The organism is Coleofasciculus sp. FACHB-542 (genome assembly GCF_014695825.1).
GTDB lineage: Bacteria > Cyanobacteriota > Cyanobacteriia > Cyanobacteriales > FACHB-T130 > FACHB-T130.
The window spans coordinates 65520-84345 of sequence record NZ_JACJPB010000026.1 but is presented as its reverse complement, the minus strand read 5'-3'; the positions used below and the strand labels follow the sequence as shown (position 1 = coordinate 84345).

Annotated in this window: 15 protein-coding genes and 1 pseudogene; 9 read left to right on the top strand and 7 right to left on the bottom strand. The window is 46.2% G+C overall.

Annotated features, from left to right (window positions below):
* Positions 1–180: 180 nt before the first annotated feature.
* Positions 181–2196 (top strand): AAA-like domain-containing protein, encoded by a 2016-nt coding sequence (locus H6F52_RS08420; RefSeq protein ID WP_190533651.1) that lies wholly within the window; start codon positions 181–183, stop codon positions 2194–2196.
* A gap of 158 nt (positions 2197–2354) precedes the next feature.
* Complete coding sequence (locus H6F52_RS08415) at positions 2355–5840, top strand: GAF domain-containing protein (protein WP_190533648.1); 3486 nt, start codon at positions 2355–2357, stop codon at positions 5838–5840.
* An 87-nt stretch (positions 5841–5927) separates the two neighbouring features.
* On the opposite strand, the gene cysE is transcribed toward H6F52_RS08415, so the two are convergent.
* Both cysE and H6F52_RS26045 read right to left on the bottom strand, forming a co-directional pair.
* Positions 5928–6662, bottom strand: a complete 735-nt coding sequence (gene cysE / locus H6F52_RS08410) for a serine O-acetyltransferase (protein ID WP_190533645.1) — start codon at positions 6660–6662, stop codon at positions 5928–5930.
* A gap of 481 nt (positions 6663–7143) precedes the next feature.
* Positions 7144–7278, bottom strand: coding sequence for a hypothetical protein (locus H6F52_RS26045; protein ID WP_277881920.1), 135 nt, complete (start codon positions 7276–7278; stop codon positions 7144–7146).
* A gap of 32 nt (positions 7279–7310) precedes the next feature.
* Between H6F52_RS26045 and cysK the strand changes: the two genes are divergently transcribed.
* The 4 genes from cysK (at position 7311) to H6F52_RS08395 (ending at position 10815) form a co-directional block, all read left to right on the top strand.
* Positions 7311–8273 (top strand): cysteine synthase A, encoded by a 963-nt coding sequence (cysK, locus tag H6F52_RS08405; RefSeq protein ID WP_190533643.1) that lies wholly within the window; start codon positions 7311–7313, stop codon positions 8271–8273.
* A gap of 113 nt (positions 8274–8386) precedes the next feature.
* Positions 8387–8515 (top strand): hypothetical protein, encoded by a 129-nt coding sequence (locus H6F52_RS26040; RefSeq protein WP_277877695.1) that lies wholly within the window; start codon positions 8387–8389, stop codon positions 8513–8515.
* 167 nt (positions 8516–8682) lie between these two features.
* Positions 8683–9222 (top strand): MgtC/SapB family protein, encoded by a 540-nt coding sequence (locus H6F52_RS08400; RefSeq protein ID WP_190533639.1) that lies wholly within the window; start codon positions 8683–8685, stop codon positions 9220–9222.
* Between the two features lie 576 nt (positions 9223–9798).
* Positions 9799–10815, top strand: a complete 1017-nt coding sequence (locus H6F52_RS08395) for a sulfate/molybdate ABC transporter ATP-binding protein (RefSeq protein WP_190533636.1) — start codon at positions 9799–9801, stop codon at positions 10813–10815.
* A gap of 46 nt (positions 10816–10861) precedes the next feature.
* On the opposite strand, the pseudogene H6F52_RS25185 reads toward H6F52_RS08395, so the two are convergent.
* Positions 10862–11053: pseudogene (locus tag H6F52_RS25185) on the bottom strand (DUF202 domain-containing protein); the annotation flags it as partial.
* Positions 11054–11138: 85 nt separating this feature from the next.
* Positions 11139–11729: a Crp/Fnr family transcriptional regulator gene (locus H6F52_RS08385; RefSeq protein ID WP_190533633.1), complete on the bottom strand. Its 591-nt coding sequence runs from the start codon at positions 11727–11729 to the stop codon at positions 11139–11141.
* On the opposite strand from H6F52_RS08385, the gene H6F52_RS26035 reads away from it, so the two are divergent.
* The 3 genes from H6F52_RS26035 to H6F52_RS08375 are packed head-to-tail and all read left to right on the top strand — an operon-like array spanning position 11728 to position 12648.
* The gene (locus H6F52_RS26035; protein ID WP_277878406.1) at positions 11728–11850 is read left to right on the top strand and encodes a hypothetical protein; all 123 of its coding nucleotides are present in this window, start codon (positions 11728–11730) and stop codon (positions 11848–11850) included. The two genes, H6F52_RS08385 and H6F52_RS26035, sit on opposite strands and share 2 nt — an antisense overlap.
* Positions 11851–11877: 27 nt before the next feature.
* Positions 11878–12084, top strand: coding sequence for a hypothetical protein (locus H6F52_RS08380; RefSeq protein ID WP_190533630.1), 207 nt, complete (start codon positions 11878–11880; stop codon positions 12082–12084).
* Positions 12085–12117: 33 nt separating this feature from the next.
* On the top strand, positions 12118–12648 hold the full coding sequence (locus tag H6F52_RS08375) for an isochorismatase family cysteine hydrolase (protein WP_190533627.1): 531 nt from the start codon (positions 12118–12120) through the stop codon (positions 12646–12648).
* A gap of 122 nt (positions 12649–12770) precedes the next feature.
* Here H6F52_RS08375 and H6F52_RS08370 read toward each other — a convergent pair whose 3' ends face one another.
* The 3 genes from H6F52_RS08370 to H6F52_RS08360 all read right to left on the bottom strand — a co-directional run bounded on the left by H6F52_RS08370 (position 12771) and on the right by H6F52_RS08360 (position 18589).
* Entirely contained in the window at positions 12771–13847 is a 1077-nt protein-coding gene (locus tag H6F52_RS08370) for a hypothetical protein (RefSeq protein ID WP_190427690.1), read from the bottom strand.
* Between the two features lie 56 nt (positions 13848–13903).
* On the bottom strand, positions 13904–14911 hold the full coding sequence (locus H6F52_RS08365; RefSeq protein WP_190533624.1) for a hypothetical protein: 1008 nt from the start codon (positions 14909–14911) through the stop codon (positions 13904–13906).
* Positions 14912–15199: 288 nt separating this feature from the next.
* A complete protein-coding gene (locus H6F52_RS08360) occupies positions 15200–18589 on the bottom strand; it encodes an ATP-binding protein (RefSeq protein ID WP_190533621.1) in 3390 nt (1129 codons plus the stop codon).
* Between the last annotated feature and the right edge of the window lie 237 nt (positions 18590–18826).

Below are 18826 nucleotides of genomic sequence, written 5' to 3'. Positions count from 1 at the left end.
AATTTATTAAATGTTAAATATAGCAAATTTGCTCGATTTTTAATCTGTTTTTAAGAAACCGCGAAAGACGCACTAGCCTTAATTGAGCTATACACTTTCTTCGCTAGAGCAAAAAGAAAACGATAAAAAAGAAGTTTCTGAACACCTAAAGTTGTTATCAAATAGCCCTTTCAAGCAAGCATGGAAATTAACGAAGCATTAAAATTTATAGACGATTTAATTTTTGTTAAAACAGGAAAGCACTTAAACGATCTGGAAAGGGAAATATTTCTAGGATCTTGGGAAGGAAAAACTTATGAAGATATTTATCCTTTGAATCCTCAATATGTAGAAAAAGATGTTGGCTATAAATTATGGAAGAAGCTTTCGGTAGTTTTGGAGGAAAGAGTTAGCAAAAAAAATTTCAAAGGGGCAATAGAACGCGCTCAGAAGCAGGAGTCGCACTCAGCAGAACTACCACCGAACGGGAACCAGAACCATTCCCAAAAAGAGGTAGAAGTATTTACGAAGAGAATTTTTATCTCGCACCGCGCACAGGAGCCAGATAGGGGACTAGCAACTCAATTTTACGAAACCCTGAATGCTTCTGGATACACAGCCTTTATGGCGAGTGTAGGCGCACCTACAAGGGATGTCCAGAAAGGCGAGGGTCAGAGACATTCCTCAGAAAAAATCGGATGGTCAGCGCCGCCTCTTCTCTCTCAAATTGATACAGAGTTACAGCAATGCGACTACTTTTTGCTGCTAATTTCTCCCCAGACGGCGGTAAGTGAAATGGCGATCGAAGAGTTGCGACGAGCGAAGGAATTGCGCTCTATTCAGAATAAGCCAGCCGTGCTAACAATTCGCGTTAATTGTCCCTCGAATACTCCGCTAAATCACGATTTACGCAGCTATCTTGATGGAAATGAACAATTTGAGTGGAACTCGCCTGCTGACACTCCAAGTATTGTGCAAAAAATTCTGAGTTTACTGGCAAGAAGCGTGGAGTCCGGCGTTGTAGAGGCAGATTTAACTAGGATATCCGTGGGGATACCTGAGGAATCAATCGATTCATCTCTAGAGAAGCCTGAAAGCCTAACTCCTTTAATTTCCCAGGAGGATGAAGGGACATCCGTCATCCTGCATTCTTCAGATGCACCCCTGCCAGTAGCAGAACCAGAGTTACCCAATGGTCAGGTGCGTCTGGCTTCTGCGTTTTATGTAGAGCGAGTTCCTTATGAAACTCAGTGTTACAAGGAGATTTTGCAACCAGGCGCTTTGATTCGGATCAAGGCACCGAGACAGATGGGGAAAACTTCGCTGATGGCGAGGATTCTTTATCGAGCAAACGAGCAAGGTTATCGGACGGTACCGTTGAGTTTTCAGCACGCGGATACGGCAGTTTTTACAGATTTAAATCAACTTTTGCGGTGGTTTTGTGCCCGAATTTCTCGAAAGCTGCGCCTTCCTCATCAATTAGATGATTATTGGACGGATACTTTTGGTAGTAAAGATAATTGCACGATTTATTTTGAGGATTGTTTGCTGTCAGCATCTGACAGTCCGTTAGTATTAGGGTTAGATGAAGTGGATCGGGTTTTTCAATATCCCAAAATTGCTGACGATTTTTTTGGGTTGTTGCGGGCTTGGTACGAGGAAGCTGGCTATGGGAATGGCGATAGCGATCGCTGGCAACAACTCCGGCTGGTGGTGGTACACTCAACGGAAGTTTATATCCCTCTGAATGTCAATCAATCCCCGTTTAATGTAGGGTTGCCGATTGAGTTACCGGACTTTAGCCCGGAACAGGTGCAAGATTTAACTCAGCGGCATGGACTGAATTTGAATGCAACGCAGGTTGAGCAATTAATGAGGCTAGTTGGTGGACATCCTTATTTAGTCCGATTGGCGCTTTATCATATCGCGCAGCAAACGATTACGCTGGATCAACTGTTAGAAACTGCACCCACAGAGGCGGGACTTTACGATGATCATTTGCGAAGACATTTATGGAATCTGCAACAACATCCAGAGTTAGCAGATGCTTTCGCTAAAGTAGTGATGGCAGACACACCCATTGAATTAGAGTCGGTGCCAGCATTTAAATTGCATAGTATGGGGCTGGTACAGTTGCAGGGCAATTATGTTACGCCGCGCTTCGATTTATATCGGCAATATTTTAGCGATCGCTTGTCAATTAAAAATGTCAATTAAAAACTAAAAATTAATAGGGATTAGTTGAGTTAATAGTTGAGCTATCTCTTAGGCAAATTTTAGATAACTGTTAGCTAAAAGTATAGATCAGTTATTCATTACTCACAAAAAACTCATTTGTCAGAAGCATGGTGTTTTCTACCCAATCAGAACCCCTTATGAGTCAAGAGCCAAACTTAGCCTATAACTACAAAGTGGGTGGACATTTACCGCTTGATGCTCCTACTTATGTAGTGCGACAGGCAGATTTTGACCTTTACGAAGGGTTGAAGGCGGGAGAGTTTTGTTATGTGTTGAATTCTCGACAGATGGGGAAAACTAGCTTGCGGGTGCGAACGATGCACAAGTTGCAAGCGGAAGGATTTGCCTGTGCAGCGATAGACTTGACGAAAATTGGGAGCCAAGATATTACGCCGGATCAGTGGTATGCCGGAGTGATGCGGCGGTTGGTGACGAGTTTCCAGCTTTCAGACAAGATTAACTTACAGAGTTGGTTGCGCGATCGCGCTTTTTTACCTCCGGTACAGCGCTTGAGTGAATTTATCGAACAAGAGCTGCTAACATCAGTCAGTCAGAAAATTGTTATTTTTATCGACGAAATTGATAACGTCCTTAGCTTAAATTTTAAGACTGATGACTTTTTTGCGTTTATTCGCGCTTGCAATGAATACGAACGTCTGACTTTTGCCTTGCTAGGAGTAGCGAGTCCCTCTGATTTGATGCAAGATAAAAACCGGACTCCTTTTAATATCGGTCGGGCGGTTGAATTATATGGCTTTCAATTACACGAAGCGCAGCTTTTAGCGGGGGGGTTAGCCGGGAAAATTAGCAATCCTCAAGAAGTGCTAAAAGCGGTATTAGATTGGACGGGAGGACAGCCGTTTCTTACCCAAAAACTTTGTAAATTAGTCCTTCAACAAGCAGAGCAAAACTTATTACCCATTAGCCAAATCCCAGATTGGGTTGAGAGATTAGTGCGCTCGCGGATCATCGAGAGTTGGGAAGCAATGGATGAACCACCGCATCTAAAGACGATACGCGATCGCATTCTCCGAATTGGACAGCGCAGCCGTGCGCTACTAGATATCTATCAGTTAATTTTGCAACAAGATGAATTAGCATTTGACGAAAGTCCAGAACAAATCGAAATACTACTATCAGGAGTAATTGTCAAGCGGCAAGGGAAGTTAAAGGTATGTAACCGCATTTATGCCTCTGTATTTAACGACAGGTGGGTAAACAAGGCGTTAGCGGATATGCACGCCGACTTCATGCAAGTTGTTGCTACCCAAGAACAAAAACTTCTATCGATGCTTAGCGTGATGGAAGGCAAAACATTTGATGATATTCTTTCAGAAATATTAGGTTCTATTACTTTAAAAATGGGCGAACTACTGAGTGTAGATCGCACAACAGTTTTCTTTATAGATGAAGAAAAAAGTGAACTTTGGTCAATTATTGCTAGGCATGAAGACGGAAATCATCCCGAACTTCAAATTTTGTCAAATAAAGAAACTAAAGGACGATTAACATATTTCAAAAAATTTGTCAGCACTCCCTTTAGTTTTTGCGACGATCCCGCTGAGTTGGAAGCGGAGGAATCAGATACAAATAAGGGATATCGCACCTACAACGAGTTAATTTTACCAATATTAAACGAGCAGGGGGATTTAGTTGCTGTTGTTCAATTACTGAATAAGTTAAAGCAGCCGAATAATCCACAAGCTCGCTATTCAGAAAGAATTGATAAATACGGTTTCACAGAAGCCGATCAAAAACAGTTTGCTGACTATGCTCCGGCAATTCGACGAATTCTAGAAAGATGTCAGTATTGTTACAAATTAACCCAAAGACTACAAGCCTCAGAAGCACTGACAGAAGCAACGCGATCGCTCTCTCAAAGCAGCCTCGATTCTGAAGAAGTCTTGGGTCGCGTCATGGATGCGGCAAAAAAACTGATGAATGCCGATCGCAGCACGCTTTGGCTAATAGATCGAGAGGCAAATGAACTATGGACAAAGATTCCTTTTGAGGACGGTTCTGTTCGAGACTTGCGAGTCAAAGTAGGGCAAGGTTTCGCTGGCAAAGTGGCTGCATCGGGAGAAACTTTAAATATTCCCTTCGATCTGTACGAGCATCCTGATTCGGAGACAGCGAAGAAAACAGATCAGAAGACGGGTTATCGAACTTGTAGTTTACTGTGTATGCCCGTTTTCAGCCCTGATGGTGAATTACTGGGTGTTACCCAATTAGTGAATAAAAAGAAACCGGGTGTTTTTCCAGAATATAACCCAGATCATTGGCCCGAAGCCCCCGAATGCTTCAAGGCTAGTTTTGATGGGAATAGTGAAAAATATATGCAGATTTTTAACTCTCAAGCGGGGGTGGCTCTGCAAAATGCCCAGAAATTTGCCAGCGTCAAACAAGAGGCAGAATCTCAACAAAAAAATGTGGTCAGTCAAACTCTGGCGATGCTCAATAGTGTCATGGATAACCAGGGTTTTGATGATATTTTAGATAGCACCTTGCGTTCGATTACTCTAAAAATGGGTAAATCTTTGAGTGCCGACCGCACGAGTATCTTTTTATTAGATGAAGACAAACATGAATTTTGGTCAATTATCGCCGAAGCCGATGGAGATGGTTCTTTAGAAATTCGGATACCTGCTAATAAAGGAATTGTGGGCGAAGTGGCAGCCCGCAAAGAAGTTATCAATATTCCCTTCGATTTCTATGACGATCCTCGCTCTGATGCAGCAAAAGAGCAAGACAAAAAAAACGGCTATCGCACTTATACAATGTTGGCGTTGCCACTCTTAAATGAGCAGGGAAATTTAGTCGCAGTTATTCAGTTACTCAACAAATTAAAGCGATTTGGCGATCGGACTACATCCTTAGCAGAAAGAATCGATCGACAGGGCTTTACCAAAGCAGATGAAGAACGATTTGCGGAAAATGCCCCAATGGTTCAAATGATTTTAGAAAGCTTCCGCTCTTATCATAAAACGGCTAGAGGGCAACGAGTGGCAGCCGCATTAATGGCAGCAGCTCGTTCAGTGAATCAAAGCAGTTTGGATCTTCAAGAAATTCTCAAACGGGTGATGGAAGCAGCTAAGAAACTGATGAATGCCGACCGCAGTACTTTGTGGATTTTAGATCAAAAGCCTGGTGAATTGTGGACGCAGATTCCCTTTGACGATGGCTCGGTAAAAGAATTGCGGGTGAAAGTAGGACAAGGTTATGCTGGCAAAGTTGCCGAATCTGGAGAGCCTTTGAATATTCCTTTTGATTTATATTCTCGCCCAGATTCGGAGACAGCCAAAAAAACCGATCTTCAGACAGGTTATCGCACTTGTAGCTTACTATGTATGCCAGTTTTTAGCCCCGATGGTGATTTGATTGGCGTGACTCAATTAGTGAATAAAAGAAAGCAAGGAGACTTTCCAGAATATGAAAGTCCCGATCAGTTGGCATTTCTACAAGAGGAAGCTCCGGAATATTTTAGGGCTAGTTTTGATGACAGCGATCAAAAATATATGCAAATTTTTAATAATCAAGCTGGAGTCATCCTCCAAAATGCCGAACTTTTGGCAGCCGTTAAAAAACAAGAGCGATCGCTTCGAGACAACCTGAGTGAATTGTAAATTTAAGCGTTGGTTCAGTACTTTGGGAATAACCCCATCCTGCCTTACTAAAAAACAGTGTTGAAGTTTTAAATTATCTAAAATTATCTAAATGCCTGCCCCGTCGAGGAACTCCGTAATCAGCCGATTAGAAGCATTTGAAATGATCGCCTTCTGAAGGCTAGCGTGCATGGCAACGGGTACCTTTCTTTGAATTTTTAACGATTCAATTTCCTCCTCTAAAAATTGAATCCGGTCAAACAAAGCCCGTATTACTTCCGCTTCTGGATCTTGCAGGCTTTCATTGTTAACGGAAGCATCCAAATTATCTTTGCGGCGGACAATTCGACCCGGAACGCCAACTACCGTGGAATGAGACGGAATATCCCGCAAAACAACGGAACCGGCACCGATACGGACGCTATTTCCAATGTGAATATTTCCTAATACCTTCGCACCCGCTCCCACTACGACATTTTCTCCTAAGGTTGGGTGGCGTTTGCCTATTTCTTTGCCAGTACCACCGAGCGTTACGCCTTGGTAAATCAGAGCGTTGTCTCCCACGATTGCAGTTTCTCCAATCACAACGCCAATGCCGTGATCGATGAAAACGCCTTTGCCGATTTTGGCTCCTGGATGAATTTCAACTCCCGTGAAGAAACGAGCCAAGTGGGAAATCAAGCGAGGAATGAAGGGAAACCCAAGGCAATAAAACCAGTGCGCCACCCGATGAAAGAAAAGTGCTTGTAAGCCTGGATAGCAGAACAGCACCTCCAGCCAATTGCGTGCCGCTGGGTCGCGCTGAAAAATTATTTGGAAATCAGCGATCGCAGTCTTCAGCAAGGGCCGCTTCTCCCTTCAAGTGTTAGATGGACAGCAGGCACAATTAAATTACCTGTAATTCGGTAGGGATACCGTAATTTCTTCATAAGTTAGGAGTATGCCATAGCCTATCTGCAAAAACAATCCCTAAAAGTGCATAATTCCTATCGGCAAACCGTAGTATACTGGGAAACGTTCTTGGCTGTCGATAATCCCACGCGATGGAGCTGTCCTGGAAGGTGAGGTACGCTTTGTTGGTCTTAGAACTAGCCAGCCACCAGAAGCTGGGAGACTTCCTGCAAATAGACCACATTGCTGTCGGTCAACAAATACTAGACTGCTATTTAGGCAGGTGTTGATGACGTTGTGGCGCTGCGGCTTAGTCCTCAGTCAACAAGGCGCTTTCATCTGGGTATTTGTTGGCGGAGGAACCCCAGCGAATTACGGTGTGAGAGGTGCTTGGAACCCTTGAGTCCAGCTGCTTCGCAAACCCTTGAAGATTTTATGATTCAGGAAATTTGACAGGAAGCGACAAGAACAGCGATTCGCTACGGGCGATCGCTTCACGCCGTCTTGCAGTGCGAGACGTTACAGGATCTGCTCTCGAAATGGGATGAAAGTCAACAGTTGAGTCCATGTTTTACATCTAACTTTGGCGGAGTAGTAAAGATGCGAATTGCTCATAATGTCACGGAATTAGTTGGTCATACGCCTCTGGTTGAGCTGAATCGGATTCCGCAATCTGAAGGCTGTGTAGCGCGAATTGTTGCGAAGTTGGAGGGGATGAACCCGACCGCTTCAGTAAAAGACCGCATTGGCGTCAGCATGATTCAAGCTGCTGAAGAAGCGGGTCTAATTCAGCCGAGAAAAACGATTATCATTGAACCGACTTCTGGCAACACTGGCATTGCACTGGCGATGGTAGCGGCGGCGAAAGGCTACGCCTTGATTTTGACGATGCCAGAGACAATGAGCCAAGAACGGCAGGCGATGCTCAAAGCCTATGGTGCCCAACTGGAACTGACTCCTGGCGCTGAAGGCATGAAGGGAGCGATCGCTAGAGCCGAACAAATTGCGGCGACAACTCCGAATGCTTTTGTACCGCAACAGTTTCGCAACCCAGCCAATCCCCAAATCCATCGGGAAACGACAGCCGAGGAAATTTGGGCTGATACTGACGGTGAAGTAGATTTCTTGGTTGCGGGAATTGGGACAGGTGGCACGCTGACGGGAGTGGCTGAGGTCATCAAGGCACGAAAACCGAGTTTTAAAGCGATCGCTGTAGAACCAGTTAGCAGTCCAGTTCTCTCTGGAGGTCAGGCGGGAGCGCATAAAATTCAAGGGATTGGTGCTGGATTCATCCCAGAAGTTCTCCGAACAGAGCTAATCGATGAAGTGATTGCTGTTACGGATGAGGAGTCGATTTATTACGGTCGCCGCTTGGGTCGAGAAGAAGGGTTGTTGTCGGGTATCTCTGCGGGAGCTGCTTTAGGTGCTGCAATTCGGATTGCTAAACGTGAAGAGAATGCAGGTCGTTTGATTGTTATGGTGCAACCCAGTTTTGGCGAACGTTATCTGAGTACACCGTTATTTCGAGAACCGGAAATTCAGGATTATCCAGTTCTGGTTTAAACCAACGGTTGGAGTCGTTGTATCAGTGCATTAGTGCTAATACTTAGTGCTAATACTTTGATGCAAGAAGCGATCGCATTTATTTTATTTGCGATCGCGCAGTAAAAACATTCATGGCACCTCTGGGAGGTGACATCACTCCAGGTAGGGCACCCACCAGAGGTGCCCCTACATTCTCTGCAAACGGAGAGAGCGATCGCCAGTTTAGTTTTATGGTTGCTTTTAACCGATTCTTAACCTAAATTGATTTTTAAAGTACAGTAAATCGAGTGAATTACCGTAGTTACTGTGAAATCGGGAAGATATCGCCTAGCCAGTCACAAGTAACTGGAGTACCATAGCCCAGTTTTCAATCAGTACGTTGGGGGACTGAGGGATCGGTATTCTAGTTGTTCTGGGAGTTCCAGCAATGAGTTCGATGTTTCTTAGCCCAAGCGATTGGCAGAGTGTAACTTTTAGGCTTACCACTGCACTACTGGTTGGCGGTGCGATTGGCATGAACCGCCAGCAGCCTGGTAGACCTGCTGGCTTGAGAACTTTCATGATAGTTAGCTTAGGCGCTGCCGCATTTGTAATGATTCCTTTGCAGGTGGATGGTGACAATACCTTTTCTTCTTCCAATGCTCTGAGTCGTACCATCCAAGGCGTTGCTACGGGAGTTGGGTTCTTGGGTGCGGGAATGATTCTGCAACAATCTCATCAAAAACTTAGAAAAGCCGAAGTCAAGGGGCTAACTTCCGCCGCAACTATTTGGTTGGCGGCTGGATTGGGAGCAGCCGCAGGCTGTGGATTATGGCGAATGAGTCTGATTGGAACGCTATTTGCATTGGTGGTTCTTAGTGGAGTGAAGAAACTCAAGAAGTCTCCCTTGATTCGTCTTCACGATGACAATCGGACGAAAACACCGGAAAAAGACGCTGCATCGAATCAAGATGCAGCGCAGCAATAACTTCGCTTTTAGGACTTTTAAGAGCGAGGGGTGAAAGTAAATTCAGTTGCAGTAGATTCCGGCGTCCTGCCGCCTACATTGGTCAGATATGGCGCGGCTTCAATGTGAAGCGATGCGATTCTTGTAGTCTGGGCTTTTGATTATCTCTACGGGTACGTCAGGATGCGATTTTCCCTTCTTCATCGCACTTAGCTGAGTTTGTTTAGCCAGCCTAGAAAAGATGAATTAGAAGAGATTTTGACCGCAAATTAAGGAATCTTGATCCGTAAACTGTAGATTGAATTGCCTAAATCTTACAGCACTTAGGAATTAGAAAAGAGTGTGTGTGTATGGCATCTCCTCGCCCCTCAGTGCCTTGAAATCAAAGCGTGAGCGACGTTCTCGTGAGCGATCTTCCCGACGGAGTTCCTCATCGAACCAGCCACCCTCATCCTTCAGGTAGAAGTGTTCTCAGTTTTATGATATTAAATGTACAGTAAGTTGAGCGATAAACCGTAGATTAGGGGAATTCATCTAACCTAATTCGGTTTTTTGTCAAGGAAACCCGCACTTTAAGAAAATTGGGAAACAGTCGCTATGAGTATTTTGATTGAAGACGTATCGAAACGATTTGGCTCTTTTCAGGCGGTTTCAGGGGTCAATTTAGATATTAAAAGTGGCTCTTTAGTGGCGCTTTTGGGACCTTCTGGATCGGGGAAATCCACTTTATTACGGCTGATTGCAGGTTTAGAGACTCCAGACAGCGGTAGAATCAGAATCGCCGATCGGGACGTGACCCAGCAAAGCGTGCGATCGCGCGGCATCGGCTTTGTGTTTCAACATTATGCGCTGTTTAAACACATGACTGTTCGCCAAAACATTGCCTTTAGTCTAGAGTTACGCAAAGCGCCCAAAGTCAGAATTCGACACCGGGTAGAGGAACTTTTAGACTTAGTGCAGCTCAATGGCTTTGGCGATCGCTACCCCTCTCAGCTTTCTGGGGGACAGCGGCAACGGGTGGCTTTGGCGAGAACTTTGGCTGTCGATCCTGAAGTCTTGCTGTTGGATGAGCCGTTTGGAGCGTTGGATGCGAAAGTGCGGAAAGAATTGCGAGCTTCGTTGCGACAGTTACACGAACGAGTGAATGTCACCACTGTGTTTGTTACCCACGACCAAGAAGAAGCAATGGAACTTGCCGATCAAATTGTGGTGTTTAACAAAGGTCGGGTGGAACAGGTCGGGACTGCCGCAGAGATTTATGACCATCCAGCAACCCCGTTTGTGATGAGTTTCGTTGGTCCAGTGAATGTTCTACCAAGTTCTGCTGGTCTTTTTCGCTTGTCGAACTTGGAGTCGCCAACTTCTCATGTGTTTTTGCGTCCCCACGATGTCGCGATCCATACGGTGCCTGACGAAAATGCTGCCCCAGCCAAGGTCAACCGCATCGTGCATCTAGGTTGGGAAGTTCAAATTGAGTTGCGTTTTAAGGATGGTCAGGAAGTCACAGCTTATATTACGCGCGATCGCTTAAACCAGTTGCAACTGCAACCCCAGCAGCTAGTTTATGTCAAACCCCAACACGCCAAGACCTTCCCCGCATACTCATTAAATTGAGCAATTAAGTAGAAACAACGTTACTGTTAGGTGCTGCAATGACTCAAGTACAAAGTAGCACCGTTACCAGACCCACTAGAGAGAAGACTAAACCCAACTTCCAGCCATTGCTTGGACGGTGCGCCTGGGGCGGAAAGAAGTTGCGAAGGCGGACGATGACGACGCCAAAACCCATCAAAGCGATCGCTGTCCGCATCCACCCCAGATAGGTGCGCTCGTTTGCCAAGCGATCGCGCACCCGCGATGAATTCTACCGCCCTTTACTTTTTGTATCGCTCACCGTTCGCACTCTATACCCCTGAAAGGGATGTAGTTTAATCGGATTAAATTTCGTAGTGCCAGAACGGTTGTTGCTCTTGCAGCACAATGAAGCGGTGAGGTAGGCGCTGAATAATTCCCCGCTTCTCAAATTCATTGAGCAGTCGTGTCACCGTGACTCTGGTGGCACCGATGAGTTCGGCAATTTCCTGATGCGTCAAGCGCAAATCAATCTGTTTCCCTTGCTCGATTTCACGACCAAACCTCTTTGCCAGCCAAGTCAACAGTCGCAGGAGTGAAGCGTCCACTGATTTGCAATGCAGAATCTCTATGAATTCTTGAAATTGCTGAATATGCAGAATCATCGACTCGGTGGCTTCTTGACACTTGCTAACCGGCAGAACTTTTACCTCTACCAGGGTTAGGCATTCAATTTGATAAGGGTCAGCCTTAGATAGCACTCTGCCAACAATATCTCCTGGCCCCCATAAACCGAGCGTGATGGTTGTGCCGTCTTCGAGCCAGGTCAAGGTGCGAACGACCCCAGTCTCAATTTGCCAGAGATAATTCTGCTCTAAGGGTAATAGAGAGCGCCGAGAAAATGTACGTCGCTTCAGGTGAGCAGAGCTAGGTAATAAAAACGGGGAAGCAGTCATGGATAGTCATCCAATTTTAAAACAGCTACGAAAATCCAGAGCGATCGCAATTACGGTTGCCGAACGCTGGTTGCGGGGATGCGTTGAAGAGGTTTCACCAAAATATACTATATTCCGCTAGGAAAACTGTGGATTAAAAAAAATAAAATTGTCGCATTCCCGAAGTTGTGCGGCAATTGATAGCACGGTATGCGAACAAGAATTGCTTGACTCGCTGGAATTGCCCGATTATTTGGGTGCAATTGTATTGATTCTCTCTGTGCAGTCAAAAGCTGTGCAGTCAAAAGATGATGACGCGATCGCTCTAATGTACGATGCGGCTACAGGGGGCAGTTACGAGATAATCGGCTCATAGTAGAAAGCAAGGCTGTTGAAGGAAAGCGTTTAGATGTCCGAGCCATTACTCATCGTCGATGTGCAATCTGGTTTTATCAACGACTTCACGCATCATATCCCGGAGCGTGTTGTCCGCCTTCTCCAGCGTCACGAGTACGCGCCAACTCTGTTTACACGCTTTATCAATGTGTCCGACGGGCCGTACTATCGCTTTCTGAACTGGCACGGCTGCGACAGCGACGCAGAAACAAACCTTGTCTCAGAACTCGAATCCTTTGCCAAACCAGAACTTGTGTTCTCAAAGTCGGGACTGTGCGGAATGCCAGAAGAACTGGTGAACTACCTGCGCGAAAATTCGATTGAGCGGATTTCTGTCGTCGGTATCGATACCGATATGTGCGTGTTGAAGATTGCAATGGATCTGTTCGATATCGGCATTGAACCACTTGTGCTAACTGACTGCTGCGCCAGCACAGCCGGTTTGCAAGCGCATTTGGCGGGACTAGCGGTACTCAGCCGCAATATTGGTGCCCAAAGGTTGCACGATGCGGGTCTTGGAGGAGGCATGCTAGCTGCGCCGTAGAAGCAGCAGATAAATAGTTCGGTTAGTAAAAAGACGCGAGAATTTTCCCTCTATAGAGACGCGAGAGACGCGAAGCAGCACCGCTTCGCGTCTCTACAATCTATGCAACCGAACGAATCATCTTATTTGTTTTTCTGGAGGGTTTTCGCTTGCTCCAGCGTGATTTCTTTCAATGACTGATAGGAACTAGCATTTGATGCCCCTTCAATCGCTTTAACAGCCAGATCCTGAACCTGCTTGAGGGCTGAATCGAGTTGTTTCGAGAGACTGAGAATTCGCGCATCCTGATTGCGAATCGTCTCCTCTAACGACTGAATTCTCTGTTCGTGCAAACGCTTTTGCATTTCCACATCTTTAGCATACAAATCAGACTTAATTTTGGTTTGGTAATGGGCAATGCCTTTGCCTTCTTCCTTGGCTTTTTTGATAGCCGCTTCCAGTTCCTTAGGAAATACTTCTACCTTAGCTTTCGCCTCATCATATTGTTTTTCTCGTTCAGCGATCGCTTTCTCCCGCTCATCCCACTGTTTTTCCTTTTCTTGTTGGAATTCTTCCAGATGCTTATACAAACCTTTCTTGGTTTGATCGTACTCGTCCTGGTTGATGTTGCGTTGAAGTTCTAGATCGTACTTATACTCTTTAGCATCCCGCTGGCGCGTTTTAGCTTGCGTTTCATTGCGCTCCTTAATCGAGCGTTTACGTTCTTCTTGCTCTTTGAACCAAGCGTTTTTTTGCTCTAGTGTTTCTTGTTCTAAATTTTCACGTCTTTGGCTAAGTTCCTCTTCAAAAGTTTTGGAACTTTCTTCATACTGTTGGATGAGCGTATCCAACATTCCTTCTGCGATTTCTAAATTATGTAGTTCTTCTAATTGTTTAACCTCTGTGGCGACTGAACCCCTGAGTTCTTGTAGCTTAGAAGCTTCTAATGTCAGTTTCTCTGACAACTCGCTGACAGCACTCCCGAATCCTAATTGCAGCTTTGCCAGACTTTCAATTACCCGCTCCATTTTTTGTTGATCCGCAGCAGCCTGATTCATTGTTATCCTCGATTCCAATGGTTGTTTGTCTTTAATCGCTGGTGGTTTACTTTGATTCAGTTGCTTCAGTTGCGAATCTAGCGCTGCTTTCTCTTTACTTAATTCCTCATACGCCGCTAAGATTTCAGCCTTGGTGTTTTTGTCGTTGGGTTTTCTTGCCATTGATAATCTCCTATTTTTGAGAACCGCTATTTATGGAGCCAGATAAAAGCGAATTTCTAATTTCTCTTTTCCGTGCCTGTTAATTTAGCGGAGGAGTTGTCAAAGGCTCTCATGGCAATATCTTGTGCTTGCTTCAAGGCAGCTTGAAGTTGAGCAGTCATTTCTGTTATTTGTTCAGATTGTTTTTGAATTGTCTGCTCTAGGGATTGAATTTTAAATTCATTCGCTTGTTTAGTCGCTTCCCACTCTTTTTCATACAAATCAGCTTGCACTTTAGCGTCTTGGTGAACGTCTTTAATTGCCTCTTCTCTGGCTTTTTTAACAGCGTCCTCCAATTCTTTAGGAAATCCTTCTATTTTCTTTTGATGCTCCGTAAATTCTGCTTGACGCTTTGTCAGACTGTTTTCTCGCTCTGACCACTGTTTTTCTTTCTCTTTTTCAGATTGTTGCAATTCCCGTTCCAAGTTTCGCTTAATTTCTTCGTACTCATCTGTCTCTATTTTCCGAGTACGTTCTAAATCGTATTGATATTCTTCAACTTCCCGCTGGCGTTCGGCAGTTAATAGAGCATTTTGTTCTTGGAGCGTTATTTCAAATTCTTCCTGCTCTTTTTGCCAAGATTTGCGGATGGTAGACTGTTGTTTTTCCAGTGCTTCCCGTTCGCTGGCTATTTTTTGTTCAAGTGATTTTAGGTTTTCTTGGTGTTCTTGCGTTAAGATGTGCAGCGCATCTGCGACGACTCTGATTTGCTGAAGTTCTTGCAAATGCTGCGTTTCAATGTCTAGCGCCCGTTTTAGTTCGTCTAACTTTGAAGTTTCACCCGTTAATTTTGCGGAGAGTCCAAAAACAATTCCGCCAAACTCTAATTGCAGATCGGCTAGACCTTTGACAATACTATCGATGGTATAAGTAGAAGCTGCTTGAAGAACTTCTTTGTTCTTTCCTTTTTCTGCTTCTTGTTCCTTAGTCGCGATTTTTGACTCGATTCTTTTCTTGTCTGCAATCAGTTGTTTGAATGCTTCTAGAATCTGTTCTTTGCTGTCTTTGGATGCCACTTTATTCATGCTTTTTCTCCATAAAAAAGTTACTCGGTTGTAGGTAAATTTCCTACAGCAGAGTGTCGCAATCTAACCAGGAACACAGCCTTTAAATAGAACAAATGTTCTACTACTAGTGCAATATACTCAAGGAATTATGGCATTGTCAAGGGAAAATACGCCGGGAAACAGGTGTATAAAAAGTTACTGCTTATAGATGGCTTGAGTAGGTAGTCGCCCATGCCAACATTTCAGCAGGCACGGCAATGCCGTACCCCTGCACCGGGGAACGAGAAGGTGAGGTGGGGATGAGAGTTAGTAGGTTGATTGGGTAAGGGTTTGGTGAATTTGGTCTAACACTTCTGCCATCGATAGGGTGGGCACGCGCAGAATTTTGGTAGCGATCGCGCTGAGGCTTTCCGGCAACTCTAAGGTAGCTTCATCGACCCCATCATTTTGATGCTCAAGCACCAAAATCGGCGGCAGAAAAGGCATCTGTCTCAAGGAAGCCAGCGCCTCCATCAAGGCTGGATTTAGCTCCATGTCTGCCAGATCGATCAGCAATAAATCAACGTTTTGCTGTTGAAGTTGCCGCAATACTTCAGTCCAAGAGCGCGAAAGTATACTTCTAAACCCGGCTTTTTGTAGGTAGTGAATCAGAGGCGATGCCTTCGAGGTGCCCCGCTGGGGTTTCGCGAACAATCGAGGGTCGAAGGCTTCGGTGGTCGGGTAGCGATTGACGCTTGCCGACAAATCCATCAGCGATCGCGCATCGACGACTAAAATGCTTGGCTTACAGCTCATCCCGACGGCAATCTGAATCACCTGCAATAAGGCGGCGGTGTGATCGTTCCCATCTCCTGCCAAACAGGGAAAGACACAAAGACTGCTCACTTGATTTGCCGCCTCAGTCGTCGGGCGATCTAGCGTTACTAAAGGTAGAGAAGCTAGGGTCGTCTGTGAGGCAAGTTGTTGGAGATAGGCAAGCGGATCTTCTAGACCCCCACCATCGAGGATAACGACATCCGGCTGCCAAACGCGAGCCAGAAGTTCTGCCTGCTCTAGATCGTCGGCTTCTAGAACCCGGTGATTTGGCGAGAGTCCCAATGCGGTGGGCGAAAATTCTATCGCGGCTTGCTCAAGAGAAGTGAGATGTAAAATCGTCAGGCTGACGTTGGTGCATTGCTTTGGCTTGGTTAAACAAGTCAGGCTGTGGCGTAAAGTTTCCGCCTGGACTGGCAGTGTTAAAAAGCCATCTGCTCGGTTGGAGGCGGCTTGCTCTTTTTCGGCGTTAGCGGCTGTCACGATGACTGGAATGTGGCAGGTTTGGTCGTCTGATTTGAGCAGAGTCAGCACGTCCCAGCCGGAAAGCAGCGGCAAGCAAGGGTTGAGCAGTATGGCTTGTGGCTGAAATCGCCGTGCTTTTTCGAGGGCTTCTGTCCCGGAACGAGCGATCGCAGCTCGATAGCCTAAACTGGTGAGTTGCTGAGTGAGATGGTCGATGTACTGGGGTGCGGCTTCGACGATCAAAATCAACCGATTGCGGTTCAAGGATGAACGATGGGGAGCGAAGGATGCATCCCGATTTTTTTGAGCCTTCATCCGGCTTCCCTCCTCCTTGCGCGTCGGCGGAATCGGAGGAAGTAGCAGGGTAAACTGGCTTCCTTCACCAGGTTTGGAGATAAAGGAAACATCCCCACCGTGCAGACGAGCCAAACCTTGGGTTAAAACCAGCCCCAACCCCGTCCCGTCAAAGCGGCGGGTCATCGGGTCTTCTAGTTGTTGGAATTTCTGAAAAATTAGATGTTGTTTTGCCTCTGGGATGCCAATGCCGGTGTCCCAAACAGTAAAAGCAATCCAGCCTTCCCACCGACTAACTTTCAGTCCAGTTTCGCCGCCCGCTTCAGTAAATTTGAGGGCGTTGGAAAGCAGGTGCGTGAGCATCTGGCGCAGACGCAAATCGTCCGCCACAATCGTTTCTAATCCCGGTTCAATACTGAGCGTAAAACCCAGTTCCTCTTTGGCGTTGCTGACTGGTTCATGCCCCGTCGCCGGTTGGTCTTTCAAGGTCTGGAGTTGTCTCGCTTGAGATAAGGCGCGATCGCACACTGTCAGAAGATTCACGGGTTCTGGCGACAGTTCCAACTGCCCCGTCTCCATGCGGGTCAAATCTAAAATATCGTTGACCACCGTCATCAACTGACGCCCACTCTGATGAATCAGCTTTGCATAGCGTTCCTGACGCTCGTTCAGCTGTCCCAGTACCCGATCCTTGAGCAAGCTGGATAAACCCAGCACGGAAGTTAGGGGAGTCTTCAGTTCGTGGCTGATACAGGCTAAAAACTCATCTTTCATCCGGTTGAGTTGCACCAAATCCGCATTTTTAGCCGTTAGTTCCTTGGCAACCTGCTGCTGTTCCGTGATATCAGTTGCCATCACCAGCCATAAGTCAGTGCCGAGTGCTGAAGATTGCGGGTCAGGATTCAGTGAAGAGGAAGAAGCGGGAAGATAAGAATTTCCTCGGAACTCCTGTACTGGGGTTTTGCCTAAGGTTTCGAGAAGTTCTAACCCAACCCCGTTCTGCCACAGGGGAATTTTGACAAACTGCCAAATGCGCTCGTTGCTCTTTTTCCAGGTTCTATAAGGTTGGGTTGCTGAGGAATTATCGAGAGGGTTATTTAGAGTCAGGGTGGCTTCTGTCGCTGACATCACGCTGGCAGAATCACTGCTAACAGAGGCTTCATCTGCACCTACATCGATTCGGTTGCTTTGCTTTGAAGGCTCCCATCGCCGATGAGGTTGAATTTCCTGGGCGCTAGAACTTCCGACGAATATCTCGCTCCACGCCGAGGGCAAGGAATCTAATCTGGCAGGTGCCTCTTGCTGTACTACGGGTGGGTTAAAGCTTTCCCCAATCTGCTGACGCCAAGTTAGGTTCTGGGCGATCGCTTGTCCAGAACTTGTTTGCAACCTTAAAGGCAATGGCAGTTGTTCCAACAGTTGCACTAAGGTTCTGTGCCCGCCGTGCGATTGCCCCACTTGTCCCCCTGTCGGCTTCTCCGCAGCAGGGCGTTGAACTGTGTTTGTTGCGACTGACCAAGGGAAGGGCGGTTTGCGTAGATGTCCGGATGCCTGGAGGGCGGCTTCTCGGAGCGGGGTTGCTTCCCGCAAAGCGATCGCGTCTTCTTGGAGTTCTTCTGGGGTATAGGCTTGGGAAGCTCTCTTCTGACTACTGCCGATGCCCCATTCCTCGCTGCCTTCGGCGGTTGCCATGAATTTCAAGATCCGCTGGCTATCTAACAAACCCAAGAATTGATGAGTGGGATCGACCACAGCCCAATGTTGCGGTGTTTGGGAATTGCATGAGCGCAAATACAGGCGAAATTCCTTCAGAGACAGCTGACTCGGTAACGTTGTCAACCGTTCAATCAGCGGAAAATTTAGATGACACAGGGGTTGCTGTAAATCCAGCGTCAAAGGAGCAACTAAATAATTTTTTTGGCTGAACGAATTTGTTACTAGAAGATGAGGCATCATTGCCCGCAGATTGATGACTCCCAGTGGATGTTGTTGTTCGCTGACCACCACCAGGCGATCGCAACTACCAGAGCTAAAAATCTCCAGCACCCTCACCAATGCCACTGTTTGTTCGCAAACGGGAACTGGCTCGATAAATTCCTTTAAACTGGGAGTGGATATGGACATGACCAACCTGGCTAGGGGAAAGTGCAACAAGAACGCACGCAGTATGTCGCCGCTCGAATTCATCGCTGAGGCTCAGTAGGTGCGGAGATCGCTTGGGTTTTTCCCTGCCTACAGCCTATAGGTATTTAAAAAGGAGTTGACAAAGGTTGAATTTCGTAGAGCTAGTTTTAAAAAAGCAAAAACAAGGTACTGCTCAATTATGCCTCGGTCGAGGGGGCTTCTTGAGCCTACTAATTA

What these genes read in the sequence shown, in the direction of transcription:
- H6F52_RS08420 (WP_190533651.1), top strand. Translation starts at nt 181, where the DNA reads ATGGAAATTAACGAAGCATTAAAATTTATAGACGATTTAATTTTTGTT.
- H6F52_RS08415 (WP_190533648.1), top strand. Translation starts at nt 2,355, where the DNA reads ATGAGTCAAGAGCCAAACTTAGCCTATAACTACAAAGTGGGTGGACAT.
- H6F52_RS26045 (WP_277881920.1), bottom strand. Translation starts at nt 7,278, where the DNA reads ATGGACTCAACTGTTGACTTTCATCCCATTTCGAGAGCAGATCCTGTA.
- cysK (WP_190533643.1), top strand. Translation starts at nt 7,311, where the DNA reads ATGCGAATTGCTCATAATGTCACGGAATTAGTTGGTCATACGCCTCTG.
- H6F52_RS26040 (WP_277877695.1), top strand. Translation starts at nt 8,387, where the DNA reads ATGGCACCTCTGGGAGGTGACATCACTCCAGGTAGGGCACCCACCAGA.
- H6F52_RS08400 (WP_190533639.1), top strand. Translation starts at nt 8,683, where the DNA reads ATGAGTTCGATGTTTCTTAGCCCAAGCGATTGGCAGAGTGTAACTTTT.
- H6F52_RS08395 (WP_190533636.1), top strand. Translation starts at nt 9,799, where the DNA reads ATGAGTATTTTGATTGAAGACGTATCGAAACGATTTGGCTCTTTTCAG.
- H6F52_RS26035 (WP_277878406.1), top strand. Translation starts at nt 11,728, where the DNA reads ATGGATAGTCATCCAATTTTAAAACAGCTACGAAAATCCAGAGCGATC.
- H6F52_RS08385 (WP_190533633.1), bottom strand. Translation starts at nt 11,729, where the DNA reads ATGACTGCTTCCCCGTTTTTATTACCTAGCTCTGCTCACCTGAAGCGA.
- H6F52_RS08375 (WP_190533627.1), top strand. Translation starts at nt 12,118, where the DNA reads ATGTCCGAGCCATTACTCATCGTCGATGTGCAATCTGGTTTTATCAAC.
- H6F52_RS08370 (WP_190427690.1), bottom strand. Translation starts at nt 13,847, where the DNA reads ATGGCAAGAAAACCCAACGACAAAAACACCAAGGCTGAAATCTTAGCG.
- H6F52_RS08365 (WP_190533624.1), bottom strand. Translation starts at nt 14,911, where the DNA reads ATGAATAAAGTGGCATCCAAAGACAGCAAAGAACAGATTCTAGAAGCA.
- H6F52_RS08360 (WP_190533621.1), bottom strand. Translation starts at nt 18,589, where the DNA reads ATGTCCATATCCACTCCCAGTTTAAAGGAATTTATCGAGCCAGTTCCC.